This window comes from Serratia sp. PL17 (assembly GCF_017832355.1).
In the GTDB taxonomy this organism is placed as follows: Bacteria; Pseudomonadota; Gammaproteobacteria; order Enterobacterales; family Enterobacteriaceae; genus Serratia.
This window is the reverse complement of the sequence record NZ_JAFIBY010000012.1, coordinates 73213-98522: the sequence shown is the minus strand read 5'-3', so window position 1 is coordinate 98522 and position 25310 is coordinate 73213. Positions and strand designations below refer to the sequence as shown.

Genomic DNA, 25310 nt, shown 5'->3' with positions numbered 1-25310 from the left:
AGATGTATAATGATCATCGTAAATCATCGGGGGTTATTGTGTCTCAAATCCATACCTGCAAGGTTTTTAATTTGAACGGTCGCCGTATCTCATTAACGGCCGGCGTCAAGGCAGGAACCCCCGTGGTTGTATTAGGCGTAGAGCTATCCAATCACCCGGCCCTGCGTGATCTAGCGATCGATTACATCATGTCAAATATCGACCGTGCCATAGCATTTGTCGAGCTGGCAACTGAAGAGGTCGCGGCTCGGGGCATGGCCGATTGTGATGCAAGATTTGGGGCATTCATTTCCAGCGTGGCTGCTTCTTTTGAAGACCAATGCAGCCCCGTAGCCCCTTCCCGATTGAATTTATTTAAGGAACGTCAATGAAATACCGCTTGAATGAACACCTCACACTGACCACTACCGAACAAGGGTTGAATCATCTGGAAGCCTCAAACGCGCTGGCACTGATCGCCGGACTGACACACGACCATGTTGCAAGCCAAGGGCCAGCTAATGTGTTCGTTGCAAGTGATGGTTCACGTGCATGGATTCGCAAGCAGGTTGCTGATGGCACCGAGCCTGACTATTCGGCATTCCAAAATATGCCAGAACTGAACCCCTTCACTAATATGGCATTCTGCCAGAGTTTAATCCGCTCATTGGGCTTGGTTGTATCACCTATTCTCTTTGAGAATGGCAACCTGGTAGGCCAATGGCGTGTAGAACTAAACACCAATTATGGCGCCAACGACATGGCGAATAGTGGACTGAAAGTTGGTGTGAATGAGCCAGTTTCCGAAATGTCACACTCCATTATGCAGGCTGTGTGCTTTGCTGCTCTACGTGTTGCCGGCATCGGCCGTAAAGCGTACCTGCTTCGTCCTGAAGTTGAAGGGGAGCGGCCGTCGCTACAGTGGATGGGTGATCATACCTATGCTTGGATGCTGGCTAATACCGACATGGGCGACGACGTTGTTCCTGTACCTGAACTCGATGAATATGCAGTGACCGGCATTTCCCCAGAAGATGCAGCTACCAAAATTGAAGCCGCCCTGGCAGCATTGACCGAAGACTCCGCACCAAAACCGGAAACCCCAGCAGTGGCTGAAAACGCCGATGCTAACGGTGTTGAAAGCGCCCTCCCGAACGCTGCAAACGCAGAGTAATCCACAATGGTGGGCGATGGTAAATAACATTGTTATCGTCCATCTAATAAACTAATTATTGTGTAAACATTGAAAAACTACGGTCGTACACCTACAGCCGAAGAACGGCGGTTCATGGACAAAATGGGGAAGTTGCCTTGCATCGCCTGCTTACTTCACGGACAAAAATCATACGAGATCAGTCTTCATCACATAGATGGACGTGTAAAGCCCGGCGCCCACAAGCGAATACTTCCCCTTTGCGTTTGGCACCACCAGCATGCTGCTCCATTGGAATCCCGCCGGCGTTTCCCTTGGTTAATTCCGGTGCATGCCTGCGGTACAGTTGGCGGCAAAGCTGATTTTGAAAGGCGCAACAACACACAGGACTTTCTCTTAGAGTTGGCTATATCGCTGGCGGACAAAATCGAGTCCGACCAGTTGGTGATTTAAGTGCTTTACTTTTTAGTTGCGTAAAACTAATATAATTTTCGCTTAGGGCGGTTCGGTTTTGGGGTTTTGCTTTTCGACACGAAACCACAATTTCAGCGCGACAGCCGAATGCCCATGCAGAAATGAGCCGCCTCCGGGCGGTTTTTTTCTTTCTGCAAAAGGTGAATTATGGTTTTACCGATCTGCGTCGCCACTCTCTCAGGCCCAAGTGCCCAAATGCTTAGGGCTGTTTATAAAGATAACGTCCTGGTTATGGGAAACGTGACGAAATACTCCCCTAACCTAGCCGATATCAACGGTCAACTTGTCCCTTCTCTATCGGCTTACGTCAACAAAGGTATGGTTTCGCTCGTAGACGAAGTATCCGGTGACGTATCGAAAGCCACCGGCGCCAATCGCGTTCGACTCAGCGATAAGCATAACGGCGGTCACCCCGTAATATCTGTCGCTCTCGACCGGTACAACGAGCTAAAGCGCACCAATGCCATTATCACACCGAAAGATGGTGCCAGTCGGTTCGATATCCCTCACTCCATCGTCGACGTGTCCTACAACTCTAATGGGGAGCCAGTCTACAACATCGCATGGGCGGAGCTGCGGCCAGAACATATCCTGACGATCCTTTGTTGTTACGGCACTTTCTACCAACCGGTCGGCAGCGCCGGCTATTTCAAACGCATGATGAGTGCGCTCCATTCTGACAGGAGTGAAGCAAGACACGGCCCAGATTGGATCACCCAGTCAGTCCAGGCGAAGCATGAGCCGGCTAAAACCTTGGCAGGTCAAAGAATGGATGACAAGGACACGATTATCTTATGAGCACTTACAACCGATTGGATGATCGCTGCATCGAAGACCCTATCATCAGGGCTTATCTTCACAATGAAGTGATCCGCAAATCCACCAGCCAGGATATCGACCTACAGCGTTACGATATTAAACCCGATGAAGAATACCGCCCCGACCTTATCGCCCACCGTATTTGGGGTACTCATGAGCTACGGTGGTGTGTAAGACTATTGGCCGGAACTGAAGCTGAATACGAGGCACTACCAATCGGCGCCACACTGGCCGTACCGTCAATTGCGTGGCTTCGTGACCGGATTCGCCATTACGTGGATTCCGGCGAATTACCCGTAACCCAAACGTTATAGCAGGGGGAAACGGTGGCCGATTTCAAGAAAGACGACAACGGGCGATACATCACTGATGGCTTATCGCCGAAACAATTTACCCGCCTATTTGACCAGATCCAGAAAGAACGTGCACAGGCGCGCCGGCGGAGAAATGGGAGCAAGCACCTCACACCATCCTTACTGAAGAACAAACACTTAGAGGACGTCATCGGGCTTGGAAAAAAGAAGGACGGCACTTTCTTCACCCTGGATGATTTGAAAGGATTTGAGGCTAGTCGGGGCGAGGCTAAGAAAAAGTTCACCAATACTCAGCCTGGTATCACATATGGGCAGCTGGTGGCCCACTCCCAGGCGATCGACGTTAAGAGGGCAAATAACAATGTTGATGATGGCTCAGGCATTTCGTCTGCCTCCTTCATTGGCTTGAAACATAACATAGCCCAAATTCGCGTGACCGCTTCCAATCGTTCTTTGGACTCCAGCCACCTGGTGCAGCTTAGATTTGAAGAATGGGAGGATGCACTCGAAAACGTAACCAATGATCGGGCCACCTTAATGCGCCTGGTTCGGAAATTGGTGGCCGGCCGTGCCTCCGTTAACTGTGACTGCGGCCGCTACATGTATTGGTATCGCTATATTGCCACGGCCGGCAACTTCACTATCGCGCCTCCTAAAGAATACGTCTTCCCCAAAATTAAGAACCCGAACCTGCGTGGGGTAGCTTGTAAGCACATCATTCACGCATTCACCCGTATGCAAGGTGCTGGTTGGCAAACACGCATTATCGAATCCCTGATCAAGGCATCAAAGGGCCACCACTTCGGTGACGATAGCAAAAAGACCCACGAATACTTTAGCGAGAGCGAAATTAAGCAACTCAATCGCAATAGGAAAGGTAAAACCAACCAAGCCGCTGTCCGCGCTGAATACCAGCGTTATCAGAAGCGCATTGACGCACTGCAAAGCAAGCTCACCGACAAAGACAAAGCCACCCTCAGCAATGCCCGGACAAAGCTGGCACGTGCCCGCCAGGTAACTGCGCAAGAACGCGCTCGCAGGAAGGTAGCCGAAGCCAAGGCGAAGCAGCGCTCGGACGAATTGGAGCAATACAAGCGCCAGGTAACTGACCTACTAAAGCTGCAACGACAGATTTTTATCGACGCCCAGGTAATGGCAGGCAAAACACCAGAGGCAGCCGCCAAAGCCTTCGAGCACCACATTAAGACCACATTGGGGAATAAGCATTGAGCCGCTTTAGTGAATTTTTCGAACCAGAAAATGAAGAAGAATTGCCAGAGAATCTGCCGATCGAGGCAAATCCTATTCCCGAGGCGCCCACCAGTGCGCCAGAACCAGAACAGCAGGCCTACACGGACATCAGTGATGCTGCTGGCGGCATTGATGACAGCGGCCCCACAGCGGCGGCTGAGGGCGCAGATTTGCCATCTGCTGCCACTATCCCCAATAGCATTTCTACACGCCCAGCCCAGGCATTAAAAAGTCGCTACTCCGGCCACGCTGCGTTTAACGACATGGTGCGACGAGACTGGCAACGGGCCATTGCGGCCGACCCTTTCGCTTTTGATGCATTGTTGTTCGTTCCAAGTGATGCCGAAGAGGTTGAGCTTGACGATGAAGGTCAGCCATTAGAGCCGAGTTTTACCGAGTTAAATAACAACCAGAAGACGCTGACCTATGGCGATCCCGTAGCCGTGGCTGTATTGGATTGTCCCGATGAACGTGCAGGCCTGAATGCAATGGATAACGACGGCGAGCAAGACGGCGGTGTTGATGACGTTCTACTGCTCCGTATAGCGCCACAAATGGAGGCTATCGATACCGGCGAAGATGAAAACGGTAAACCCCACCCTGCGGCCCGCGCCTTTGTGCCTGTAGGTTCTATCCTCGAATGGAACGAGTCGCTGTCTGAAGGAACCACAGTACGCTGCTGGTGGTATGTCCACCGAATATTCACATACGGAACCGCAGCTGTCGGTTCGTTGTATTACTGTATCCCTGCCCGCAACTTTGAGGGAACGCCGGAGGTGGCCCAATGATGGAACAACTTATCTCCCGCTTTCGCGAACTGAGACTGGAGCCAACGGGCGAATTTGAAATTTCAGGCTTCCAATCAGCTGATAACGCTATCGCTACCTACATTAGCCGCATGTTTGACGGCGCCTCGATTAACACAGAAACCCTTGAGAACGCGGCCTTTGTTCGGTTCATAGAAAGTCCACCAGCTGATCGCGTCGTTCTCGGTAAGTTTGACGATATAGTCGAATTTTTGCGTGCCCTCCGCAAAGCCGACAGCTGGAAAAATGCGCCAAATAAACCGGTTATGAATAAGCAGGCCTTACCGGTGATTAACGTTTCACGCTCTTTTGACACTGCATTTATGCCTATAGAGCAAAAACGGGATCTCAAGCATTCATACGGCTTTAACATCGTTGAGGATAAGGACGGTCAGCCTTACGCCGCGATCGATACCACAAACGCTTCTCTTACATACACAATTACTCTGCTGGCGGCGGAAAAGGAAACGCTATCCCTTCTGATCAACACGATAGGCGTACAGCTGCGCTTCTCTGAACACCGTTCATTATCGGCGCCGGTTAAACTGGCCCTCGTGGAGCTGGATCTGGATGTAACGCTTATCGATAGCCGCGATTTATCCTTTACCGATATTTCGGCGCCGATCGGTGACGACCGTATTTTCGCAGTACAGACGACACTAACAGCCTCGGTCGACGTGATACGGGCACTTGCCGTTGTCCCCCACCGTGCGCTAACTAACGTAATTGCCGCCGTGAAGGAGAACTGAGATGGCCGGACAGCTTAACCAGTTTTTCCTTCAGTCCGTTGTGATCGATGGTGCTGAAGTTCCCAGGGAAATGGTCACTACTTCGGCTTATGTTGAACACATGAATATGCAGTCGCCGGCGTTGGAATTGCATGTTCGTGACGTCAACAACCAGCTTATGAATGAGAAAAAAATGAAGGAGGGATCTCTGCTGGTGGCCGTCATGGGAGACAGCGATGGTGGTATGAGCTGGAGCGATGAAATGACCATCGTTTCCTGCCCTTACGCGAACGATACGGTACGCATTGTTGCGATTCCAAAGGCTTTGCATCAGCTCCATCAGAAAACGGTATCGCCTCGGTTCTTTGTCGACCAAAACCCTAAAGATATGTTAAGCGCGCTATCTGGTGAAAAACTGAAGTTGGTCGCAGATCCTTTTAACCGGATGACCACCTATCACCTTGTGCCTGGCGCCAAACCTTCGGCATTAATCGATAAGATAGCCCGCGACCACGGCGCCCGTGCCTGGATTGCTCGGGGTACCCTGAGTGTTAGAACATTGTCGGCACTGCAAAAACTGAAGCCAGTAGCCAAGTACGAAACCAACAACCCATCTGCGGAGAACCTTTTCACCAAGGCACGACATCTAACTCAGGATGAGGCCTATCTGAGTAAGGTTCGTTATCGATTTTCTGCATACAGTGAGACAGAGGGGTATATCGCGATTGGTAAAAAGGAGTTCCCAATCAAGATGATTTCCGATGCCAACCGTGAAGTTCTGATGAACCTATCTCTGACAATTATCCCGAAGCTCGATGTGGAATGTGAGGGTAATGCCAGTTTGGCTGTAGGCCAACAGATCACGGTGCTTATTCAGCGCTATGACACTGATAGCTCACTCGATGAGTCAGTAGAAAGCAGCATGGTGATAATGGGGGTGACACACTATGAAGACCGCCGCTCTTACGTTTGTCGGATGATATTGGGAGTAGTGAAAGGTGCATAACAAAATCATTGGAAAACGCCGAGCTAAAATCGTCAGTACCGTGCACCAGGGCGGGATGATGAAAGCACAGATACGCCTAATGCATGAGTGGGATGATATGCCCGATTCGGCGCTGCCTTGGGCTGAATACTTACTACCCATTGGGGGCGGTTTTGTCCCTACCATTGCAGGCGATCTAGTATGGGTAGAGTTTCCGTATGAAGGCGACTCACGACGGCCCATGATTATAGGTGCGGCACAAGACTGGCCCGGTGGTGTGCCTAACGTTCCTCCCGAGGCTTCGGGCCAGGGCGGCCAGTACACGCCCCCAGACGTTGAAGGCGCTCCACCAGCTCCAAAGCTCAACTCAACAAAGGACGCGGTACTGAAACGCAACGGCCTGCTTGAGGTGCGCTCTGTTGGTGGTGGTTATGCCATTACTCGTATCGATGATGGCTCTACCATTGGAATGAATGAGGCTGGTCAATCCTATATGATCAGCAGTAGCGATGCGTTTATCAGTGCGGGTGGCAAAGTGACGTTGGTCGCTGCCAGTGATGTGGACGTGAAGGCGGCTGGCAATATGGATTTTACCGCTGGTGGGAAGATTAGCTTCAAAAGTGCTCAGATAGCCTTTGACAAAGCTTGAGTACGATAAACCGCCGGCGTCCGGCGGTTATCAACAGAATTTGTGGATAACTTCTGTTCAGTCATGTGCCTGGATTTACAAATCAACCATTCCATCGTTAGGTTCGTATGGCGCCTTAACTTCCTCCTCAAAGGATTTTAGTTTTACAACAAGATGATGATTTTTAGTTATATTATCGTTTTCATTTTGAAGTATTTCTCGTTTGCGACTTGCTGCATGCATCGTTCCCTTGATCTGCTTCCTTTCGAAATCATATGTATCGCTCGGTTTTTCAACGGCGTCATATTCACTTTTTGCTCTGTCTTCCACGCTTTTCAAATGCTCAATTTCCTCGTTTATTGCTGAAATTTCTTTCCAAAGAGTTTGAATTTGCTCCGGCGTGTACAAAGCAGCTGCGAGCTGGATGATCATCATCTTCTCCTCGCTGGTATAGTTTCTTGGTTCGTTTTGCTGTGAGATGTAGTTATTTTGTTCCGCAGCCATAAAACCTTCCTTAAGTCTAAAAATTGCAGTTGTCCATTTAACTATCTATTTTAAAAGCCATTATAGGATAGTCCCTTTACTATCTTTGGCAAATTGCTTTGCCTCACCCCAAGCGCCCTTCTCCCAAATATGACCGTCGCATACCTGGTGACTTTTCACAGATCCACCAGCGCCACCCGCATAAAAATTGACGTGAACGAGCATTAACTCTGTTAAACTAATTTGAAATTAGTTTTACAAAACATCAAGGAGAAACCTTTGTTTACCCTGTTCAAAAATGCGGTGGTGTATCTGCATCGCTCCGGGGCAATAGCGCCGGAAAATCTCAATGAGCAGCTGAAAGCAATGGCATTCACGCCGTGCGGAGCACACGACATGAGCCGGAGCGGGTGGAAGGCTCTCGATGGCAAAGAACAATTCTCGCTTCAGATGAAGAACCACATCCTGATCACTATGCTGACCGAGAAAAAGGTCATTCCACCCGACTTCCTAAAATCCGAAGTTAACGAACGTGTTAACCAGTTAGAGCAAGAGCAACACCGCAGGCTAAAGCACGCAGAGCGCGCGACAATTAAAGATGAAGTCCTTCAAAACCTACTCCCTCGAGCATTCACCCGAAAGGTAGAGACACAGCTCTGGATTGACCAGGATAAGGGGAGAATCATCGTTGATACCACTAATGCTAAGCGCGCTGAAGATGTGCTGGCATTGCTTCGAAAAACGCTGGGTTCTTTGCCGGTAGTGCCAATCACCACCAAAGAACCTATCGAGCTGGTAATGACCGAATGGATGAAGGTAGGGGAAGCGCCTGCGCCGCTACACATGCAGGGGGAGTGCGATGCCCGCATGGTAAGCATTCTCTCTGAAGGTGGAACAACATCATTCCGAAATGAGCCATTGGGTAGCGACACCATCGAGTCCACAGTATCGAGCGGCAAACTGGTCACAAACCTCAGCATGTTCCACGCCACTAAATTCCACGTCAATTTCATGATGACCGATGACTGCTCGTTCAAGCGGCTGAAGTTCTCCGACTTGTTCTTGGAAATGAACGATGAAATGCAGGAGGAGGACGAGAGCGGCTCTGACGTTCGTAAACGCGCCGATTTCCTGTTGATGGCAGAAACAGTGGCAGAGGTAATCAACGACACATTAGCGGCGTTTGGGGGGGAATCGGAATGGAAGTAACCTACCCTTCTGCCATTACGTTGCCTGCACGCGCCCCACTCAGGGAAAAGCCTGTACGCTCTGTTTTTAAATGGGCCGGGGGCAAATCCTCGGTGTTACCAACCATCGCCCAATTCCTTCCAGCCGGCAAGCGCCTGATTGAACCGTTTGTTGGCGGGGGATCGGTGTTCATGAACTTCGATTTCCCTGAATATCTATGCGGCGATATAAACAATGACCTAATCACAGCCTACCATGTGATCCAGTCTTCGCCCGACGCGTTAATTACGGCGTTGATGGAGCTATTTGGTACCAAGAACACCGCAGAGGGATTCGCCGCAGTACGCCAGCAGTTCAATATTGAAAAGCTCAGCATGCCGCTGGTGGCCCGTGCTGCGCACTTTATCTTTATCAACCGACACTGCTTTAACGGGCTGATGCGTTACAACCTCGCTGGCGCCATTAACACAAGCTACGGCAAGTATAAGTCCCCTTATCTGCCGGTAGACGAGATAAAGGCGTGTCATTCAGTTTCAACGCGCTGCAAATTCTCACATCAAAACTTTCAGAGCACGATAGCCCAAGCTGGCGCCGGTGATGTGGTCTTTTGCGATCCACCTTACGAACCATTGCCCGGAAAGGAAGGGTTTACCACTTACTCATCGGGTGGATTTAGCTTCGCAGATCAAGAAGCATTGATGAATCACCTAGCAGCCGCCCACCAGCGCGGCGCAGCCGTCATTATCACGAATAGCCGTGCGCCGAACGTCATTGAGCTGTACGTCAAGCATGGAATGACCATCCACCAGCTTGATGCCCCACGTTCACTTAGCTGCAAAGGTGATACCAGGAAGAATGCCGCCGATCTGATTGCTACCTTCTAACCGCATGGAGGCACTGTGACTATTGAAATGGAACACTATTTAATCTGTATTTCGATTGCAGGCAGCACACTGGCCCCCGGCTTCCTTTTAGCCATTTATCTGATTGTTCGAGGGGCACTACCATTGGCTCCTAACGAACGGAAAATAATAGGAAATTAGAACATGCATACTAAAAACGGTTTGGACGTCATTGGGGAAGCTGTTGGCATCTCCGGGGATGAGATGCGGCAAATAGCCGCTCAAGTAAAAGCAAATTTCGATAAGCTCAAGTCTTGTCCCTACCATGAGTTTCAAGAAGACTCGCTTAAGGGAGGGCTTGGTCGTAAGCAGTATCGCTGCAAACATTGTCAGGGCACCGTAAGCAGTTCCTCATACATCTGGCATGAGATCGGTCGGCGACCAAGAGCGTGATGCCACCAGCTATGCAAGCCCACCAAGTGGGCTTTTTCTACGCAGCCATAAGATTGAGCCTCTATCGCGCGCCTGAGCTATAAAGCCAACCATCACTTCCCTTGCAGTTGCTGCCCCCGCACAACCAACATAAGATTAATATAAGCATTAACATAAGATAATGCTTGTATATCCTTATACAAAACCTTATATTGGTCGCATATCGCAAGGCGATGCTCTTTAAGAACGGGAAAGGTAAGGCGTATGGAGATAGTTTGGTCACGCCGCGCTGAGAAGCAGTTGGATAGCATCGATGTGCGGTATAGGCGAAAAATCTTTGAGAAGGTCGACCAGTTGACAGGGTTTCCCACCGTTAACCTCGATATCAAAAAGATGAAAGATGGCGATAACGAATACAGGATGCGGGTTGGTGATTACCGGGTGTTGTTTGAAGTTATCGACGGGGTGCCAACGGTCATCAAAATACTGATGGTCAAGCGCCGGACAACAAACACATATAGCTAAGCGAGTGAGGGGGATTCTCCCCCTCAATACCGTTAAATTAATACTTAATAAGTATGAAGTATGATTTATTAAGTTAGAATTATGAACTGTTCCTGAAGTCGAGGATTTAAATATGTCCGTCCAATTTCTGAAAGATAGCAACGACAACGTTGCTTACGCCGTAATACCGATCGATGACTATAAGCGCCTTATGGCAGCGGCCGAAAATGATGATGATGCGTTTGAAGATGTCCCATACTCAGCAGATAGCAGTGACGATGACGTAGTTCCTCATGCTGTCGTTGGGATCAAAGTCAGAGAAGACGTGAGCCTGCTGGCTGCATGGCGCATCTATCGCAACTTATCCCAAGCGGATGTTGCCGCAAAACTGGGGGTAAGTCAGGCTTCCGTGTCTCAATTGGAAAGCTCTAAGCGCCCACAGGCCGCCACACTAGCCAAGCTGGCGGAAATCTACAACTGCACCCCTGCTATGCTCCGATAAGACTTGTCTAACGCCCTCCTTAGTGAGGGCGTTTTCTATGGTGGTCTGCTGTATTTGTATAATTCGCTCCCGGCAATATATACTGTATATGCATACAGCATTACGGAAGCAATCATGAAACTAATCGAAGCCCCTTTCCCATTCCTGCGCCCCAACACCAGCGCGCCACAAATGCAAACGCCTCTTTTCGCGGAGCGCATACCTGCTGGGTTCCCATCCCCCGCACAAGGGTACGAAGATGCGACCCTGGATCTAAACGAGTATTGCATCGCCAAGAAGCACTCAACGTTTTTTGGCTGGGCTGAAGGTGACTCCATGATTGAGGCCGGCATTCATGATGGTGATCTGCTAATCGTGGATCGCGATCTGCGAGCAAAGCATGGTTCAATCATCATTGCGAAAGTCGACAGCGAATTTACAGTGAAAATGCTCCATACACGCCCTCGCCTGTGCCTCATGCCAATGAATGCTGCATACAGTCCAATTTACCCAGACCCAGACACTTTCGAAGTATGGGGGGTTGTCACGTTCTGGTTGCATAAGGCGCAGAAGTGATGTTCGCGCTGGCAGACGTAAATTCGATGTATGCCTCCTGTGAGCAGGTCTTTAGGCCCGATCTTGATAACCGCGCAGTTGCTGTGACGTCCAATAATGATGGGAATATCGTTGCCAGGAATCGACTCGCAAAGCTGGCCGGTCTGAAAATGGGAGATCCATTATTCAAAGTGAAGCACATCATTGAACGGCATCAAGTGGCTGTATTTTCTTCTAATTATGCCCTCTACGCGGACATGTCGGCACGGTTTGTCGCTACAGTGGAATCTCTCTCAGCTCAAGTGGAACAATACAGTATTGATGAGCTATTCATTGAGTGTGCAGGGATGGGGCAGGCTATGACCTACGAAGAGTTTGGCCACCAGCTGCGCGACACTGTTTACCGGGCCACAGGGCTAACAATAGGAGTTGGATTTGGCCCCTCGAAAACCCTTGCCAAGATAGCCAATCACGCAGCGAAAACATGGCGTAAAACCGGCGGCGTGGTCGTACTGGATGACGCCGCACGTCGTTATAAATTACTGTCTTTGTTGCCGGTCAGTGAGGTATGGGGGGTGGGCCGTCAGCTAACGAAGAAATTAACTGTGATGGGTTATAAAACAGCGCTGGATCTGGCCCTTGCCGATACCAAATATATACGGAAAAACTTTGGTGTTGTCATGGAGAGAACCGTGCGCGAATTACGCGGTGAACCCTGCTTATCGCTCGAGGAGCATCCGCCAACAAAACAACAGATCATCAGTTCCAGATCATTCGGTCAGAGAGTCACTGAGCTGGTGGATATGCAACAAGCTATCTGCGGCCACGCATCAATAGCAGCCGGCAAGCTGAGGCAGGAAAAACAGTATTGCAAAGCTATATCGGTGTTTATCCGTACCAGCCCATTCTCAAATGACGTGCAATACAGCAATCAACATTGCGAAATTCTCATCACACCTACGCAGGATACGCGGGATATTGTGGCGGCGGCCCAGCGGGCGCTTCTTCGAATTTGGCGCCCTGGGATCAGGTATGCTAAAGCGGGCATTATGCTGGCGGATTTTAGTGGCCGTGAAGCGCAGCTGGTACTCTTTGACGATGCTCCGCCACGGCCGAACAGTGAAAAGTTAATGGCTGTTATGGACAGGTTAAACAAAGACGCTCGAGGCACGCTATTTTTAGCAGGCCAAGGCATCGACACAGGCTTCCAGATGAAGCGGCAATGGCTTTCACCTGCCTATACAACACGGTGGTCAGATCTGCCTAAGTTTAAGGTGCGGTAAGCGCTTAGCTCCGGGCGTCCATCGCTTCAGCGTTTCTGCGCGCTTCCCAGGCTGTAAATTGTGCTGGCGTTGCCGCGTCAATCTCACCTTTGTAATCGCACTGATACACCTTGGCTTCCCGCTTAGGCTTATCATCAGCATCCAGCCAATCATTTGTTAAGTACACGCCTTCAGCCCGAATGATATACAGATTATACAGCCCATAAGAGCCACCAGCTTGGGCGCGTTCTACAAACGAAACCGTACTAACCTTTTTTCCTGAACGAGTTGAGAGCGACGTCTTTACATCATCTTGCCTAGTGCCGTTCAGTGTCACCACTTTGCGTCCTTTGGCGTCGTTCTGTTTGTACACCAGAATATTCAGCTGATCGCATTTGAATGACATTGCAGGTTCCTGTGCAAATGCCTGGGGCGCCAATAGAGCGATCGATGCCGATAACAGCAACGTTTTAAGTTTCAAACTAATTCCCTTTTCCTTCGATTATGGCGGCTACGTGCCGCCGGCGAAGCCATTGTACGTGTCTAATTTGCCAGGCATAAAGGCCAGGACGGCCATTAGCCCAAACTTCACCCGATCTTCCGCTAAAGAATGAAAACTCAGTTCGGATACGGTTAGCCCTCCCTTCATCCATTCAAACTCATTTCACGCTTTAGCTGAGAGGTATAAGCAATGGCAATTAGCTCCGGTATTTTTTCAAATCCTCACCTCATGGTGAAACTCACGTCTCAACAGCAGGATACGGTCGATGCCTTCTTCGCCCCCGGCAAAGATAAGCGCTTAATGCTGCTTGCCGGCCCCGTGTGTGGCTTAACGAATAACGTCACGAACATTGCAGTGGCTAACCTGATCGATAAGCGTCGATCAACACTCGTAGTTAGCCAAAACGCCGCAAAATACGCCCCATTCGTCATTTCAGCGGTTAACGAAATGCTCCCCCGCGATCAGCCCCTCGTAATTACTGGTAATCGCATTTATCAGCGCCATGAAGCCCGCACGTTTGTCGAATTCGTTGACCATAGCGCTTTCACTCCAGATTTCGTAGCGCTAAGGGCTGAGTTACCGATCGATATCATCATCGAGGGTTTGGCGCCATTCGCCTCAACCCAGGATTGGCAACAGTCAGCAGCTGCGATTAACCCTGATACGATCCTCATTTGCGATGAGCCTTTGGTAATGAATGGCGAAAAGCCATTGTGCTATGAATTAGCCACCAGCGAGCAGTACCAGGTAATGCACCACTCAACGTTGAAATCGTCATTAGTGAAGTCACGCTTCAATATCAGCTCACTGCGCAAGCCTGAAGAAACAGAAGAGGATTTTCAGGCCAGATTGGAAGGGGTGTTCCGTTAATGGCAAATATCTCTGTCAAAGGGGCTGTTTGCTCTGGACACGAGGGTTTCCCCCCTCGCCCATGTGTCGACGGTGACCCTTTGGTTACTATCAACGGTATACCGGTAATGGTCGATGGTAGCGCCTTTAGCGAACACACAGACGGTAACACAGTGCATAGCGGCACTGCGGTTTCAACCCGGCCTTGGATAACCGTCAATGGTAAAGGGATCGTCTGCAAAGACGATCCTGTTTCTTGTGGCTCCGTCGTAGCATCCGGTGACCCGCTGGTGGAGGTGGCTTGATGTTGGATAACCCGAAACAGGTCAATGCTTTCCGAGAGCTAAATAAATCAGGCTTCACACCGGCCGCCTCAGTAACCCTGGCTACAGCAGTAAGCGATCAGTCGAAGGATAAAGCCGATTCTCTGCTGGCTTTACTGCTCCCTGGTATCGCTTATCCCGCGAGTATCTCAGCACCGATCGGCCAAATTAAAGAAGTAGCCAGGGCGCTGGAGTCTGCCGAATCGAGCGGACGGGGTTTTGTAGCCGCCTTCGCCACCTACCAATCACCGTCGGAGCTGATCACCGTAAATATTGGTTGGGATTGTTACCTAAAGGGAGAAAGCAAGCCGGCCGGCTCGGCACCCGCGCTGGTAACAGCACTTGCCGACACGGTAATCGTCAAGGCGATGTCAAACGCAGTGACGAAAGTAAATCCGCAACCCGTGATCAAAGTAATGAACGACATTAACAAAATCCTGAACATCCCGCCGCCGGCTAGTGGGGCAAATGCACCAACGGCGCCACCAGCACCAACGCTAAGCGATGAATTGGTTAAAAGATTAATCACCGCATGCGGTGACATGAAAAACGCCACCAGCGGGCTTACAGGAGCTTATGAGGCAGTAAGTAAATTAACAGCTGATGGCGTTACTTCTGTTGCCCTGGCGGCTAAGGCGTTCAAAAACGCCGTAGGGATTGCAGTTCTGGACTCAATGGGCATGCGTTCACCTATGCATGGAGCCATAACGGCGATCACGCCCACCAGCGTTATTAATGCCCTATTTGGAGAAAAGTAATGTTCCCCCTATCCCTGTTATTCGAGGCCTTTAGCTTTTTGAAAATACCCAATATCCGTCAAGCGGCGTTAATCGGTGGTGCGGGGCTACTTATCATTGGAGGGGGGTGGCTTGCTTATACAGTCATACAGGAGAAATTTACGAGCCAGGCATCCGCGATAGAAACAGCAAGTCAAAAGCTAAAGGAAGCCAATGGACTAAATAAAAACCTGAGTCTGTCATTGGCTCAAACAGCAGAGGAGCGAGATGACGCAGAGCGCCGTCTGGTTCAACTCAACAACAAACACCTTCAAGAAGCCAAAGAATTAGAGGTATTCAAACGTGAGAACGCAGAACTACAACACAAACTCACTGAAGCAATGGCCAATGATCCTTGCTCTACTCAGCCTCTCCCTGATGCTGCTATCCGGCTGCACAGCGAAAGCATCAAGTCCTTCAATGCCAGATACAGTGCTGAAGGAGAAACACAGCAAGCCAATACTTCCAGCGGAAATGTGCCTGTTGCCAGAGGAACTTATAACTAAGTACGGAGATTACCCGATGGTGTTTCTACCTTTGGTACTCGCAAGCTTGGCTAAAACCAATAATCATAACCTAACGGTTAACCAAGTGAATGGGGCCAGTGAAAAGTGACAAGGTAACAACCTGAATTCCAAGGGACTAAATACACGAAAGCCCCGCCTTATAGGCAGGGCTTCTAATTTTTAGCGTGCTAAGCCGCTAAGATATGCTGAATCGCCAAGAACATCGGCACAGCCCCAAAGCTATTTGGTGGCATATTCAGTTGAACAAACCCAAGGCGAGCATAGAAACTCACTACGCTTGGGTCGGCATCAAGATAGACACCTTTGACAGGCAACGCCTGGTGGATAATCTTTACCTGCTCGAAGAAGTCGCGTAACAGATCCAGACCGTAGCCTTGTTTTTGATACTTAGTGGCTACCCCAAGCATTACCAATCTCACAGCCCCAACTTCTCGAGGAAGAGAGCCTGTGATCACCCCGTTCAATGCCTGTTTGGCTAGGCTGTATGCAGTAAAGCTGCATACCCCTATCAGTTCGCCAGTTTTCGCATCGATTAGAGATTTTGCAGCACAATTCCCATCAGCAACGCTTTTCTTTAGGGAATTACGAACAAAACTGTTCACAACGTCGTTTCCACAGTCAAATTTCTTCTGGCCGGGATACGTGATATCCGCCTGATAAGTACAGGCCATTACTGCTGAACTACTTACATTGCTGGTGTTCCAAGTCCCCATGATTTTTCCTCCTCATCAAGGCTTGCAGGGCAAGCGTTGGTGCGGCCGGTTCAGATAGGAGCTGATTCAACTGGTGCCACGACTCTTCTGATAGCTCACGGCGACGCTGGTTATCCAGTACGCTTTCAGCTCTCTCTAAAGCCGCATTCAGTATAAATGCAGTCAAATCTAAACCAGCGACAGCCGCCGCTTCACGAAGTACATCTTTCAGATTGGCAGTAGTCTTCAACTCGACTCTTGCATTTTTGAAACCTTTAACCGCATCCACAGACATTTGGGTTACAGTAGTCATAGTTACCTCTCTATTTTTTCCCTTAAAATCTCCTATGTTAGGCAAAGTTACCTTTTTCCAGTAAAAGGTATTCCTTTGAAATTGTTTAAATTTTGTATTTTTTTAAGCGACATAATTGGATTCTCCAGGATAAATTTCTATTTAAATTGATGTTCGCATACGCGTTAGTTGGTACGGATATCATCCGTACTACAATGCAATAGTACACATCCTCGCCACAACCGTCAATGTGTACGGCTATTATCCGTATGCAACCCTTTCGTTGTAGATAGTCTCAGCAACTTTAGAGCCTAACTCAGTCAGAGTCAGATACAGACGTAGACTCTCATCCCTTTCAAGGATTACTAGCCCATTTTTTGCCATCGTTCGACACGATAGGCTGTAGTTATTGGGGTAAAGCTCTTCCGAACGGTTCGATCTGACGATGTTAAACAATGCTGTTTGACGGATACCGCCGGCGCGGCCTTTTAGCCGAAAAGCATGCAGAAGAAACAGGGTATCTTTTTGAATTGCCGATAATCTCATGTGTACAGCTCATGCTGGTGGAGAGGCATTAATCATATCATGTATGAATAGTGGATTTGTGGAAATGTGTTTATAAACGGGATGGATTACGAGGGCAGAGAAAGAGTGTGTATGCAAACTGGATACATAACCGTTAGAAGCAGGCGGTGTGTTTATAAACTGGATAAATTATGTCGGATGGCGCCCATAACGGGCAAAATGTGTTTGTAAACTGGATAAAAGGCAGGTTCTAACCCCAAGCACTTCAGAAATGACTCATGCTATCCAGTAAGCAAACACATTTTTGGGATTGCTTATCTGTGTTTCCAGTTTTCAAACACAAATTTAATCGTCGTCCAAACCTTCAATTAAGCTGGCGCCAACCGGTAGGTGACATTTTGGATTGCGTCCGTGGATAAGCACGTGCCAATCCTTATCGCGCTTTTGTATGGTTGCATCGAGATAGCCTGTCTCGATCAACTCCTCGACAGCCTTCTTGATAATTCGGTTTTGCTGGTTCTGCGGCGATGTCAGCACCAGACGCTGCTTAATTCTTTCAAAAGACAATGGGATAGGTTTGCGTGGAAGGCTTTCAATGAAAGTGTAAAGCGCTTGCGCAGTCCCTTTATTTGCCAACTTTCTCAACACGAACATTTGGAGAAGAACCTGGTTATCTACCTGGTAAAGCTCCCATAATGATTCGTCAGCTGTTAGTTTGATAACGTCAGCCTTCACATCCCAGTTCCCTTTTTGGAGAAGGCCTGTAACACTAAGCTTATCCTTGTTTTTAGAGGAAAGGCTCAGCGTGGTGCTACGAATCCGGGTTAGTGAACCGGAGATACGTTCGCGCAGGACACGAGTTTTTTCCTTGTCCGGGTAACCGGCAAAGCTCGCAAACTCAGAAAACGGTAATTCGATCGTGTTGGTGTCTCGGCCGTACTTTGAAAAAGATAAAATGACTGCGACCCAAACCTTGAAATCCGTCTCCATAGACAGCCGAGGGCCGCTTATCGTAATGTTCGAATAGCCCTCAGCCTGTGCTATTTCGAGCTTAGACAGCTCCTCAGACGCATCTATGGTGACGCTCTCAACGTTCTTCCCCTTGCGTTTCAGACTTGGCACGAACAGGCCGAGCCGCATTAACGCAACGGGCTGAACAGTGCTGTTGGAGTTGGGGGTAAGTTTTTTTTCACCTTTCGACGCCAGTACATCAATAAGACTTAATACGTTGTTTTTCATAGTCATAATTGGTTTCTTTTGATGGCCTGAGTTATGTGGACAAAAAGATCCTTTTTCCAGTTTATAAACACACTTAATCCAGTTTGCAAACACATTTATCCAGTAAGCAAACACAGATATCCAGTTTATAAACACACTTTTCCAGTTTATAAACACACGAACAGGGCTACAGGCCGCGTCATGACTGGCTTAAAGGGTTCCGGGATCTTTTAGGTTATTTCTGGATCTAATGGTTAATTTATTGGATCTACTCAGTTGATATGTGGATAACTTTTACTTCTTCGCTCGAATTGATGACCGGTTATCACCACTTGCCTCTTTTTTACCCATTCAATTCACGCCTAACAAATTCAACTCATTAACGACATCTCCAATCAACTCTACAGCTGAACCCAACTCAGCAAGCTTCATTTCAGGACGCTCAATCGTCAGAAGTAGCAACAAAGTCAGGATGCAATCGCAGGAACGAGGATTAATGAAATGTCTGTGTATAGCCGATATAACATCATGGTTACTTAGCTGTTTCGAGATCTCTTTACCCACTTCGGTTGCTCTCGGCTGATCCGTAGGATACGTCACGGGCCTCTTTACTATCACTAAGCCGAATAATTGATTATTATTCAAAATATTAACCTCCATTTGGTAGTATTGATGCATGCAGCTTTTTCCCGTTTCTAACCACATATACAACAGGCTTACCTACACCAAATCCCCATAACCGATAGTCCATTAAAAAAAATGGCCGATCAATTGATCGGCCTTTCCCAGGTGTTGCTTCGTGGTCTTTATGATGTTCTGTAATTCTGAACAACGTTGATGTTATGCAATGTTACACATGTCGTCAATCAATATGACGGCAATAATATGATCACTAAACGGCTGAAATCTGCGCGAACCCGCGCCGGGCTTACACAAGAGCAACTCGGCGTTTTAGCCGGCATTGACGAAAGCACGGCACGCGGCCGTATCTCATCGTATGAGACTGGAGCATATAGACCTGTCTTCGAGACAATGTGCCTGTTCGCTAAAGTGTTAAACGTCCCTGAGTGTTATTTTTATATCGTTGACGATCAGTTTGCTGAAGAAGTGTTACAACTCCACCTGCAACGAACTGAGCACGCCAAGTTATAAAAAAAGCCCCAATAAGGGGCATTAAGCGGGTGTTATGCTGTTGCGTTGGTCGCTCTTTCTTTGAGAGCCTTCAATTTTTCCTGTTCGAGTAGGTTTAACATCGAAACCGCTTTACGGATACCGTGTGTGAGACTTCCCTCTCCTAACGACTTCAAAAAGTCCTCTTCATTTGAAGCTAAAAATGCTGATACCGTCTTTCCATTTTTAACCTGGCGACGAGCACCACGCCGAGGCCATTGGATATCTTTAAATTCCGGTATTGGTTGGGCCGTGCGTAAGTCAAAGCGAAGTATCTCGCTGGTGGAGGATTTGATAACGCAGGCGGCTGCCGTGAGCAGGAGATCTTTATCTGCGACTAACTCAACAAAATTCCGATACGCAACTTCCTTAACGCCAGAGTGGGCTGGCGTGTTGATCGCGCCGTTCCGATATTCCACATAAACTGTATAACGCATTACTAATCCTGTATTAGTTTAATAGAACCAGTCTAACAAACCTCCATTAACAACCCCACACTTTTATCGTGACTCTCAATAACTCACTTTCGTTAATATCCCGCTTGTCGAGAAGCAAACCCCTGTCTGTGCAAATAGATAGGACGAAAAAGTGTCTGATACCAAAGCATTTCATGAACGTCAAAGAGACGTAAATTGTCGCGCTGGCCGAGTGCTGGCGTTTACCAGTAATGCACCTATCAACGCCGCAATGAGTGTTGAACAACAAGCAGAAACCATTTTCCAGACAGCGGCCCAAGATCCGATGTTTGAAGGTGTCGATCCAAAGGCAGTGCGCCAAATCGCCACCGCTTGGGCTGCTAGCGTTGCCGATTACCGTCGTATTAACGGATGTAACCCACCAGCCGATTTGCTGGCAAACGCCCAAAATGCCTGTGAAAACCTGATCTTGGAATCAGCCCCTAGCGCTAAGCGCAGCGGTGATGGCTCAGCAATGTTGGAGTCAGTATCCAGCGACATGCGCACGTCAGAAGGTGTTATGCGCCAGGCTATTTTCATGGCAATGATCCTACCTTCCGCCCTCGGCGCCGCTACGAGCGACATGTGTACTTTCATGCCTGCAACACGTGATGAGTCAGACTTCTATGAGGTTTACAACATCGCCGGTGTGAAAATGGGTTCGTTCGAACGTGGTGAACAAATGGATCACCTCAGCGCTGGCGTATTCTCGCAAATGGGCCGCATTTTCATGTTGAAAGACGATGTCGACGGCAAAACGAAAGAATTCACCATTTCGATCAAGGATGATGAAGGTCGCGACATGCCTGTTCGTCGTTCTCGCGTGCGTATCATTGTGAACCGCCGTCTTGGCAAACATTACGATGATGGCGAAAGCAACATCAACTACAACGAAAAAGACTCCAAAGGCAACAGCTTCCAAGTCACTGGCAACATCGATTACACCAAGGGTATTGTGAAGCTGAAGTTCGATGCCGAACCACCAGCAGGTACTCACATCGCAATGCAGGCAGAGCTGGACGTAGAGAATGCTCCAGACCTGATCCCCGTTATTAACCAGGCAATGCGTAAATGGACGATGAAGCCATCGCAATACATCCTGGCCGCAGAACATACTGTGCAATCTATGATGGATCTGCAACGTGAGTTCGGCCTTAACCTGGCATCAATGCAGTTTACCAGCCTCACTCAATGGTGCTCGCATGAGCAAGATATGAAACGTCTGCGTAAGCTCGCGTTCCATACTGTTCACGAATACAAATTCGACACTGCCTTACCGGAAGGTCAGCAATGGGAGCCTTGGTGCGCCTTGTTCCGTGGTGTTGTAAACCGTATCTCCACCGAGATGCGTGACCGTACTAAAAAATACGGAATCCGTGGTGGTTTTGCTGGTGGTGATGCTGCGGGCTACATCAAATCTCTGCCGGAAAGCATGTTCCAGTTGGCGCCGAACTACGTGCAAACGTCTTACGTTCACTTCATTGGTATCTTGTTCGGCTCAATCCGCATTTATGAAGTGCCTAACCCTGTATGCGAGCAGTTTAACAAAGAGGGTTACCCGTACTCTCCTAGCGACATTCTCTTCTACTCCCGTGGTGAAAACCTGGGTGAAGCGGGCATGGTCGCTGGTGATGCCGTTCCTGCTATCCCGTTTGTCCATCCAACTACTACAGCCCTGGTGAACCGTCAGACTCTGTGGGGTTCTGCAATCAATGAGATCCACCCACGTAATGGCGAAGACTATTTCTCTCGCCTGACGTTGGTTAACGAGAAAGTTGGTGCTATCGACCCAGGCACTGGGAAGTTCATCGAAAAAAAGCCTGAAGCCGGCGGCGAAGATACAGAAGCACCAGTCGTAGGTGTTGAGAGCGTTACGTTGACGCCGAAAACTTTGAGCGTCTCCGTCGGTGAAAAATTCAAGCTGACTCCTGCTGTTCTGCCTGAAAACTCAACCAACAAGACGTTTACGCTGACTTCTAGCGATGAATCGTTGGCAGTTGTTGATCAGAACGGCGACGGCGAAGCGAAAGCTGTAGGTGTCGTCAACATCACAATGACAAGTGAAGACGGTGCAAAAACCGCAGTTGCGAAGGTGACTGTGAAGGCCGCCGGCTAATCCTTTGATAAGGCGCCCCTCATGGGGCGCTGTTAGGAACAAAAATGAATAAAATCCCTTTTGCTCTTGGTACGGCTGCCGGCACGGCAGTTGCGCCAATCGATGCATCAGCAACAACCGGATCTACTTCTGGCGGTGCCTCAGTATTTGCGGGCCTGGTAATTGCTCGGAAAGGCAAGCCAAATAAAGTCCTGAAAATCACACAGAACAACGTCAAATCTGTACTGGGTGAAGCTCCAAGACCACAAGAAGGCCAGTTTTTTGAGCCTCTACGTCATGTGAATCAGGCTTTGGCTGGCGGTGACGGTTATGTAGTACGCATTCCTTTGCCTGGTATGTTGATCCCCGCAATCAACCTGACGGTAGAGACGGCCGGAACGCCGGCGGTTACCACGGTTAAGGCAACCACCAGCACAAGCGCATTTGGTGCCGATATCACTTTGCCTGCTAAGGCCGCTCTCACTTTCTTTGTCGAAGATGGCGATAAGTCTACCAACCGAAAGTTGAGTTTTGAGCCTGTCAAAACCAAGCCTGGCCTCTTCTCTTTGAAACTGGTGGCAACTGACTCGTTAGGTGCAGAAACCACGCTGGAAAATTACGACGTATCGCTTAATTCAGACGTGTTGGATGATATGGGGCTGTCCGCGTATATCCCTGATGTCCTCGAACGTAACGATTCACGGTTGCGTGTGCTGATCTCCGATACTCTCGCTCTGCCGGCGTCATTTACAGGTATCACCGGTCAAGCATTTGTCGGTGGCTCTGACGGCGATTTTAAGAAACTAACGTCGAAAGACTATGCAGCATCAATAGCGGTGTTAGATGGTTCGCTGGTGGAGTACACCGCTATCCTGTCTTTGGGAATTTATGACGCGACGGCGATCGGCAAACTTGCCGAACTGGCAAAGGCTGTTCGTGTTGATATGTTCGCAGATGTTGATCCCCGTTTAGCCGCTGATAAGGCGCTGGAGCAACTAACCGGGCTTGGCTTGGGTGGTAATGAAAATGTCACCGCCTATTACTTCCCATTCTCCTGTCGCGATCCATTGAGCCAATCGAATGTTGTATTCGGTTTATCTGGCGACGCTTTCACGGCTAAAGCGAAAGGTGTAGCCCTGGTACCTGATGTCGGCGGATGGCATTACTCCCCTGCCGGCGTGTCACGCGGCGTGGTTAATCGTCAAAACATTCAGCCTCTGCCTGCTGCTGCCAACATTGACCGTGAAGTCTTTGCAAAAGCCCATCTAAACGTAGTGACCAGTGTAAATGGCGCGATCGTTATTGATGATGCCCTAACTACGTGTGTCGAAAATAACTACAAGCAATATCAGCATGTTATTTCAGTGATGAACTCTATCGCGCGCGATTATTACTCCTTAGCTGCTGCCCTCAAACATGAACCTGATGGTTTAACCCGTGAAGGGCTTGAAAAGGGCATTCCCCGCCTTCTCGATCGCTATGTAGCAGCTGAGGCCTTGGTCAAGCCACGCGATGTCAGCCAGGGTGAGGCGCCTTATATCGTGACAGTTACCAATACAAGTTTCGATAGCTGGGAAGTGCGCTGGGAAGTGTGTGTGACGGGAGTATCCCGCCGCATTGTTGGTGTTCCTGTTCTAATGCGTTAATGGAGCCATAAGTGGATATTTTCAAACAAAACCAAGTTAACCCTTTGCTAGAAGCTGCGTTTGGCACAGTTGCGGTTGTATCGGCCTCTGACGCGTTGTTGGAGTCGAATAAGGGTAAGGACGAGCCTAAGAAAGAAAAAGGCAAGAAGGCACTGTCTGACGCCATTTTCGAGGCGGTATCTAAACGCTCTCGTCAGGATGAACGTTCGGTAGCTGCATCGTTCCTGATTGATTGGGCACGTTCCTCTAGTCCGACTAGTGAAGACATTGACGGTATCGCTATGGTCATTGCCGGCATTAGCGATGATGAAGAGGACGACGAAATCACCGATGCCCAAACTGATGAATACAACCGTGTGCTCTCCGTTCTGGCTGATGCAGCGGTTTCATTGGGCGCAGATCAAGACTCTGTCACTCAGATGATCGATGAAGAAGATGACGATGCCGCAATCATCGTAGCGGATGCCATTTCTGCCGCCAACGAAGACGATGACGAAGCAATCGCAATCTATGGCGTGTCTGGTGATAGCGATGATGACGCTATGTTGGAAGCAAACAAAAAAGTTGTTCGCAACGGTGAAGTTAAGCTGATCCGTAAGCGCCCTCGCCCTAAACGCATCACTGCATTGCAGCGTGCCTCAATCAAAAAAGCACAACGCAAATCTCACACTGCGTCGGCGAACATATCTCGTCGGAAATCGTTGAAAGTACGCAAAAAACGCGGCCTGTAAATCAATACGCCCATCCTGTCGGATGGGCCTTTAAGGGGGTTCTGTGATTTGTGGCGCAATAATGCCTGATGGCGTGAGTCCTTTCCTGAAGGCGTACATCACATCAGGTACCAACATGGTCGTTGGGTACATCGGGGAAGGCAGCGTTGCGATGCTCGAAAGCCTGTGGTCGTCGCCTTTTGAAAACAACTCCGTTGGCTCTATGGCCGGTGTGAGTACCCTCTCAAATGCGACTCAAGCGGCATCGACCACGACGTCAAAAGCGAAAATTAACAGCATGTTGGTGTGGGAAGGTCAAAAGCCACCTGAGTTTAATTTGTCGCTGCATTTCATGGCGAAAGTGGATGCCCAGATCGAGGTCAACTCCGCAATTATGGCGTTGCAGCAAATGGCGTCACCTGATTTGAAAAACTTCCTGCCTGGTGGCCGCCGGCCGAAGCCTGTTGTCCTGGATATTGGGCGCCGGCAAAAAATTATGCATGCCGTGATTCAGTCAGTTCAATACGAGTTGGACGCACCGCGCACGATAACGGGTATGTATGCCCACAACACAGTGTCCCTACACATCTCAGGTATGACGGCTTACAACGAGTCGGAAATACCACTTATGTACATTTGAGGTAGT

Annotated in this window: 30 protein-coding genes and 1 pseudogene; 25 read left to right on the top strand and 6 right to left on the bottom strand. The window is 49.1% G+C overall.

All coding sequences use genetic code 11. The features are described 5' to 3' along the window. Positions 1–2: 2 nt before the first annotated feature. The 10 genes and pseudogenes from JOE25_RS25475 (at position 3) to JOE25_RS25430 (ending at position 7158) form a co-directional block, all read left to right on the top strand. Entirely contained in the window at positions 3–371 is a 369-nt protein-coding gene (locus JOE25_RS25475; protein WP_209640242.1) for a hypothetical protein, read from the top strand. Continuing rightward, entirely contained in the window at positions 368–1153 is a 786-nt protein-coding gene (locus tag JOE25_RS25470) for a hypothetical protein (RefSeq protein ID WP_129941826.1), read from the top strand. Before JOE25_RS25475 ends, JOE25_RS25470 begins: the two co-directional genes overlap by 4 nt. Positions 1154–1222: 69 nt before the next feature. Next, positions 1223–1585 (top strand): annotated as a pseudogene (locus JOE25_RS25465) (Ref family recombination enhancement nuclease); the annotation flags it as partial. Positions 1586–1753: 168 nt separating this feature from the next. Then, the gene (locus JOE25_RS25460) at positions 1754–2404 is read left to right on the top strand and encodes a hypothetical protein (protein ID WP_129941828.1); all 651 of its coding nucleotides are present in this window, start codon (positions 1754–1756) and stop codon (positions 2402–2404) included. Next, positions 2401–2739: a baseplate protein gene (locus JOE25_RS25455; RefSeq protein WP_129941829.1), complete on the top strand. Its 339-nt coding sequence runs from the start codon at positions 2401–2403 to the stop codon at positions 2737–2739. The genes JOE25_RS25460 and JOE25_RS25455 overlap by 4 nt, the downstream gene beginning before the upstream one ends. A gap of 12 nt (positions 2740–2751) precedes the next feature. Continuing rightward, positions 2752–3969, top strand: a complete 1218-nt coding sequence (locus tag JOE25_RS25450; protein ID WP_129941830.1) for a phage tail protein — start codon at positions 2752–2754, stop codon at positions 3967–3969. Beyond that, a complete protein-coding gene (locus tag JOE25_RS25445; RefSeq protein ID WP_129941831.1) occupies positions 3966–4778 on the top strand; it encodes a phage tail protein in 813 nt (270 codons plus the stop codon). Before JOE25_RS25450 ends, JOE25_RS25445 begins: the two co-directional genes overlap by 4 nt. Continuing rightward, positions 4775–5545: a hypothetical protein gene (locus JOE25_RS25440; protein WP_129941832.1), complete on the top strand. Its 771-nt coding sequence runs from the start codon at positions 4775–4777 to the stop codon at positions 5543–5545. The genes JOE25_RS25445 and JOE25_RS25440 overlap by 4 nt, the downstream gene beginning before the upstream one ends. A 1-nt stretch (position 5546) precedes the next feature. Beyond that, a complete protein-coding gene (locus JOE25_RS25435; protein ID WP_129941833.1) occupies positions 5547–6530 on the top strand; it encodes a hypothetical protein in 984 nt (327 codons plus the stop codon). A gap of 55 nt (positions 6531–6585) precedes the next feature. Continuing rightward, positions 6586–7158, top strand: a complete 573-nt coding sequence (locus tag JOE25_RS25430) for a baseplate protein (protein WP_129941903.1) — start codon at positions 6586–6588, stop codon at positions 7156–7158. 75 nt (positions 7159–7233) lie between these two features. Here the strand turns inward: JOE25_RS25430 and JOE25_RS25425 are convergent, their stop codons facing one another. Continuing rightward, positions 7234–7641 (bottom strand): hypothetical protein, encoded by a 408-nt coding sequence (locus tag JOE25_RS25425; protein ID WP_129941834.1) that lies wholly within the window; start codon positions 7639–7641, stop codon positions 7234–7236. Between the two features lie 258 nt (positions 7642–7899). On the opposite strand from JOE25_RS25425, the gene JOE25_RS25420 reads away from it, so the two are divergent. The 6 genes from JOE25_RS25420 (at position 7900) to umuC (ending at position 12905) form a co-directional block, all read left to right on the top strand. Continuing rightward, positions 7900–8829: a recombination-associated protein RdgC gene (locus JOE25_RS25420; RefSeq protein ID WP_165366464.1), complete on the top strand. Its 930-nt coding sequence runs from the start codon at positions 7900–7902 to the stop codon at positions 8827–8829. Then, the gene (locus JOE25_RS25415) at positions 8820–9692 is read left to right on the top strand and encodes a Dam family site-specific DNA-(adenine-N6)-methyltransferase (protein ID WP_129941836.1); all 873 of its coding nucleotides are present in this window, start codon (positions 8820–8822) and stop codon (positions 9690–9692) included. The genes JOE25_RS25420 and JOE25_RS25415 overlap by 10 nt, the downstream gene beginning before the upstream one ends. A gap of 654 nt (positions 9693–10346) precedes the next feature. Further along, positions 10347–10607 (top strand): type II toxin-antitoxin system RelE/ParE family toxin, encoded by a 261-nt coding sequence (locus JOE25_RS25410; RefSeq protein ID WP_129941837.1) that lies wholly within the window; start codon positions 10347–10349, stop codon positions 10605–10607. 112 nt (positions 10608–10719) lie between these two features. Further along, positions 10720–11088 carry a helix-turn-helix domain-containing protein gene (locus JOE25_RS25405; RefSeq protein ID WP_129941838.1) on the top strand — a complete coding sequence of 123 codons (369 nt, stop codon included), beginning with the start codon at positions 10720–10722 and terminating at the stop codon, positions 11086–11088. Between the two features lie 114 nt (positions 11089–11202). Further along, complete coding sequence (gene umuD / locus JOE25_RS25400) at positions 11203–11643, top strand: translesion error-prone DNA polymerase V autoproteolytic subunit (protein WP_277986061.1); 441 nt, start codon at positions 11203–11205, stop codon at positions 11641–11643. Continuing rightward, a complete protein-coding gene (gene umuC, locus JOE25_RS25395; protein ID WP_129941839.1) occupies positions 11643–12905 on the top strand; it encodes a translesion error-prone DNA polymerase V subunit UmuC in 1263 nt (420 codons plus the stop codon). The genes umuD and umuC overlap by 1 nt, the downstream gene beginning before the upstream one ends. A 4-nt stretch (positions 12906–12909) precedes the next feature. Here the strand turns inward: umuC and JOE25_RS25390 are convergent, their stop codons facing one another. Continuing rightward, positions 12910–13365, bottom strand: coding sequence for a hypothetical protein (locus JOE25_RS25390; protein ID WP_129941840.1), 456 nt, complete (start codon positions 13363–13365; stop codon positions 12910–12912). A gap of 210 nt (positions 13366–13575) precedes the next feature. Here JOE25_RS25390 and JOE25_RS25385 point away from each other — a divergent pair, with 210 nt between their 5' ends. The 4 genes from JOE25_RS25385 to JOE25_RS25370 all read left to right on the top strand — a co-directional run bounded on the left by JOE25_RS25385 (position 13576) and on the right by JOE25_RS25370 (position 15840). Next, positions 13576–14256, top strand: a complete 681-nt coding sequence (locus tag JOE25_RS25385) for a hypothetical protein (protein WP_129941841.1) — start codon at positions 13576–13578, stop codon at positions 14254–14256. A gap of 80 nt (positions 14257–14336) precedes the next feature. Continuing rightward, a complete protein-coding gene (locus tag JOE25_RS25380) occupies positions 14337–14540 on the top strand; it encodes a hypothetical protein (RefSeq protein ID WP_245210101.1) in 204 nt (67 codons plus the stop codon). Continuing rightward, entirely contained in the window at positions 14540–15316 is a 777-nt protein-coding gene (locus JOE25_RS25375) for a hypothetical protein (protein WP_129941843.1), read from the top strand. Before JOE25_RS25380 ends, JOE25_RS25375 begins: the two co-directional genes overlap by 1 nt. Further along, complete coding sequence (locus JOE25_RS25370) at positions 15316–15840, top strand: DUF2570 domain-containing protein (protein WP_129941844.1); 525 nt, start codon at positions 15316–15318, stop codon at positions 15838–15840. Before JOE25_RS25375 ends, JOE25_RS25370 begins: the two co-directional genes overlap by 1 nt. A gap of 188 nt (positions 15841–16028) precedes the next feature. On the opposite strand, the gene JOE25_RS25365 is transcribed toward JOE25_RS25370, so the two are convergent. The 3 genes from JOE25_RS25365 to JOE25_RS25355 form a co-directional block, all read right to left on the bottom strand. Beyond that, complete coding sequence (locus JOE25_RS25365; RefSeq protein ID WP_129941845.1) at positions 16029–16574, bottom strand: GNAT family N-acetyltransferase; 546 nt, start codon at positions 16572–16574, stop codon at positions 16029–16031. Continuing rightward, positions 16543–16866, bottom strand: coding sequence for a DUF1778 domain-containing protein (locus JOE25_RS25360; protein WP_129941846.1), 324 nt, complete (start codon positions 16864–16866; stop codon positions 16543–16545). The genes JOE25_RS25365 and JOE25_RS25360 overlap by 32 nt, the downstream gene beginning before the upstream one ends. Before the next feature lie 849 nt (positions 16867–17715). Next, on the bottom strand, positions 17716–18615 hold the full coding sequence (locus tag JOE25_RS25355) for a RepB family plasmid replication initiator protein (protein WP_129941847.1): 900 nt from the start codon (positions 18613–18615) through the stop codon (positions 17716–17718). Between the two features lie 858 nt (positions 18616–19473). Here JOE25_RS25355 and JOE25_RS25350 point away from each other — a divergent pair. Further along, positions 19474–19740: a helix-turn-helix transcriptional regulator gene (locus tag JOE25_RS25350; RefSeq protein ID WP_129941848.1), complete on the top strand. Its 267-nt coding sequence runs from the start codon at positions 19474–19476 to the stop codon at positions 19738–19740. A 32-nt stretch (positions 19741–19772) separates the two neighbouring features. On the opposite strand, the gene JOE25_RS25345 is transcribed toward JOE25_RS25350, so the two are convergent. After that, entirely contained in the window at positions 19773–20195 is a 423-nt protein-coding gene (locus tag JOE25_RS25345; RefSeq protein WP_129941849.1) for a hypothetical protein, read from the bottom strand. Between the two features lie 151 nt (positions 20196–20346). Between JOE25_RS25345 and JOE25_RS26745 the strand changes: the two genes are divergently transcribed. The 4 genes from JOE25_RS26745 (at position 20347) to JOE25_RS25325 (ending at position 25304) form a co-directional block, all read left to right on the top strand. Beyond that, positions 20347–22329: an Ig-like domain-containing protein gene (locus JOE25_RS26745; protein WP_165366465.1), complete on the top strand. Its 1983-nt coding sequence runs from the start codon at positions 20347–20349 to the stop codon at positions 22327–22329. Positions 22330–22373: 44 nt separating this feature from the next. Next, positions 22374–23954 (top strand): phage tail protein, encoded by a 1581-nt coding sequence (locus JOE25_RS25335; protein WP_129941850.1) that lies wholly within the window; start codon positions 22374–22376, stop codon positions 23952–23954. Positions 23955–23965: 11 nt separating this feature from the next. Then, complete coding sequence (locus JOE25_RS25330; RefSeq protein WP_129941851.1) at positions 23966–24685, top strand: hypothetical protein; 720 nt, start codon at positions 23966–23968, stop codon at positions 24683–24685. 61 nt (positions 24686–24746) lie between these two features. Beyond that, positions 24747–25304 carry a hypothetical protein gene (locus JOE25_RS25325; RefSeq protein WP_129941852.1) on the top strand — a complete coding sequence of 186 codons (558 nt, stop codon included), beginning with the start codon at positions 24747–24749 and terminating at the stop codon, positions 25302–25304. The last annotated feature ends 6 nt before the right edge of the window (positions 25305–25310 follow it).

Excerpts from the sequence above, each read along its gene's own strand:
- JOE25_RS25475 (WP_209640242.1), top strand. The coding sequence starts at position 3 with ATGTATAATGATCATCGTAAATCATCGGGGGTTATTGTGTCTCAAATC.
- JOE25_RS25470 (WP_129941826.1), top strand. The coding sequence starts at position 368 with ATGAAATACCGCTTGAATGAACACCTCACACTGACCACTACCGAACAA.
- JOE25_RS25460 (WP_129941828.1), top strand. The coding sequence starts at position 1,754 with ATGGTTTTACCGATCTGCGTCGCCACTCTCTCAGGCCCAAGTGCCCAA.
- JOE25_RS25455 (WP_129941829.1), top strand. The coding sequence starts at position 2,401 with ATGAGCACTTACAACCGATTGGATGATCGCTGCATCGAAGACCCTATC.
- JOE25_RS25440 (WP_129941832.1), top strand. The coding sequence starts at position 4,775 with ATGATGGAACAACTTATCTCCCGCTTTCGCGAACTGAGACTGGAGCCA.
- JOE25_RS25435 (WP_129941833.1), top strand. The coding sequence starts at position 5,547 with ATGGCCGGACAGCTTAACCAGTTTTTCCTTCAGTCCGTTGTGATCGAT.
- JOE25_RS25430 (WP_129941903.1), top strand. The coding sequence starts at position 6,586 with ATGATGAAAGCACAGATACGCCTAATGCATGAGTGGGATGATATGCCC.
- JOE25_RS25425 (WP_129941834.1), bottom strand. The coding sequence starts at position 7,641 with ATGGCTGCGGAACAAAATAACTACATCTCACAGCAAAACGAACCAAGA.
- JOE25_RS25415 (WP_129941836.1), top strand. The coding sequence starts at position 8,820 with ATGGAAGTAACCTACCCTTCTGCCATTACGTTGCCTGCACGCGCCCCA.
- JOE25_RS25410 (WP_129941837.1), top strand. The coding sequence starts at position 10,347 with ATGGAGATAGTTTGGTCACGCCGCGCTGAGAAGCAGTTGGATAGCATC.
- JOE25_RS25405 (WP_129941838.1), top strand. The coding sequence starts at position 10,720 with ATGTCCGTCCAATTTCTGAAAGATAGCAACGACAACGTTGCTTACGCC.
- umuD (WP_277986061.1), top strand. The coding sequence starts at position 11,203 with ATGAAACTAATCGAAGCCCCTTTCCCATTCCTGCGCCCCAACACCAGC.
- umuC (WP_129941839.1), top strand. The coding sequence starts at position 11,643 with ATGTTCGCGCTGGCAGACGTAAATTCGATGTATGCCTCCTGTGAGCAG.
- JOE25_RS25385 (WP_129941841.1), top strand. The coding sequence starts at position 13,576 with ATGGCAATTAGCTCCGGTATTTTTTCAAATCCTCACCTCATGGTGAAA.
- JOE25_RS25375 (WP_129941843.1), top strand. The coding sequence starts at position 14,540 with ATGTTGGATAACCCGAAACAGGTCAATGCTTTCCGAGAGCTAAATAAA.
- JOE25_RS25370 (WP_129941844.1), top strand. The coding sequence starts at position 15,316 with ATGTTCCCCCTATCCCTGTTATTCGAGGCCTTTAGCTTTTTGAAAATA.
- JOE25_RS25365 (WP_129941845.1), bottom strand. The coding sequence starts at position 16,574 with ATGGGGACTTGGAACACCAGCAATGTAAGTAGTTCAGCAGTAATGGCC.
- JOE25_RS25360 (WP_129941846.1), bottom strand. The coding sequence starts at position 16,866 with ATGACTACTGTAACCCAAATGTCTGTGGATGCGGTTAAAGGTTTCAAA.
- JOE25_RS25355 (WP_129941847.1), bottom strand. The coding sequence starts at position 18,615 with ATGACTATGAAAAACAACGTATTAAGTCTTATTGATGTACTGGCGTCG.
- JOE25_RS25350 (WP_129941848.1), top strand. The coding sequence starts at position 19,474 with ATGATCACTAAACGGCTGAAATCTGCGCGAACCCGCGCCGGGCTTACA.
- JOE25_RS25345 (WP_129941849.1), bottom strand. The coding sequence starts at position 20,195 with ATGCGTTATACAGTTTATGTGGAATATCGGAACGGCGCGATCAACACG.
- JOE25_RS25335 (WP_129941850.1), top strand. The coding sequence starts at position 22,374 with ATGAATAAAATCCCTTTTGCTCTTGGTACGGCTGCCGGCACGGCAGTT.
- JOE25_RS25325 (WP_129941852.1), top strand. The coding sequence starts at position 24,747 with ATGCCTGATGGCGTGAGTCCTTTCCTGAAGGCGTACATCACATCAGGT.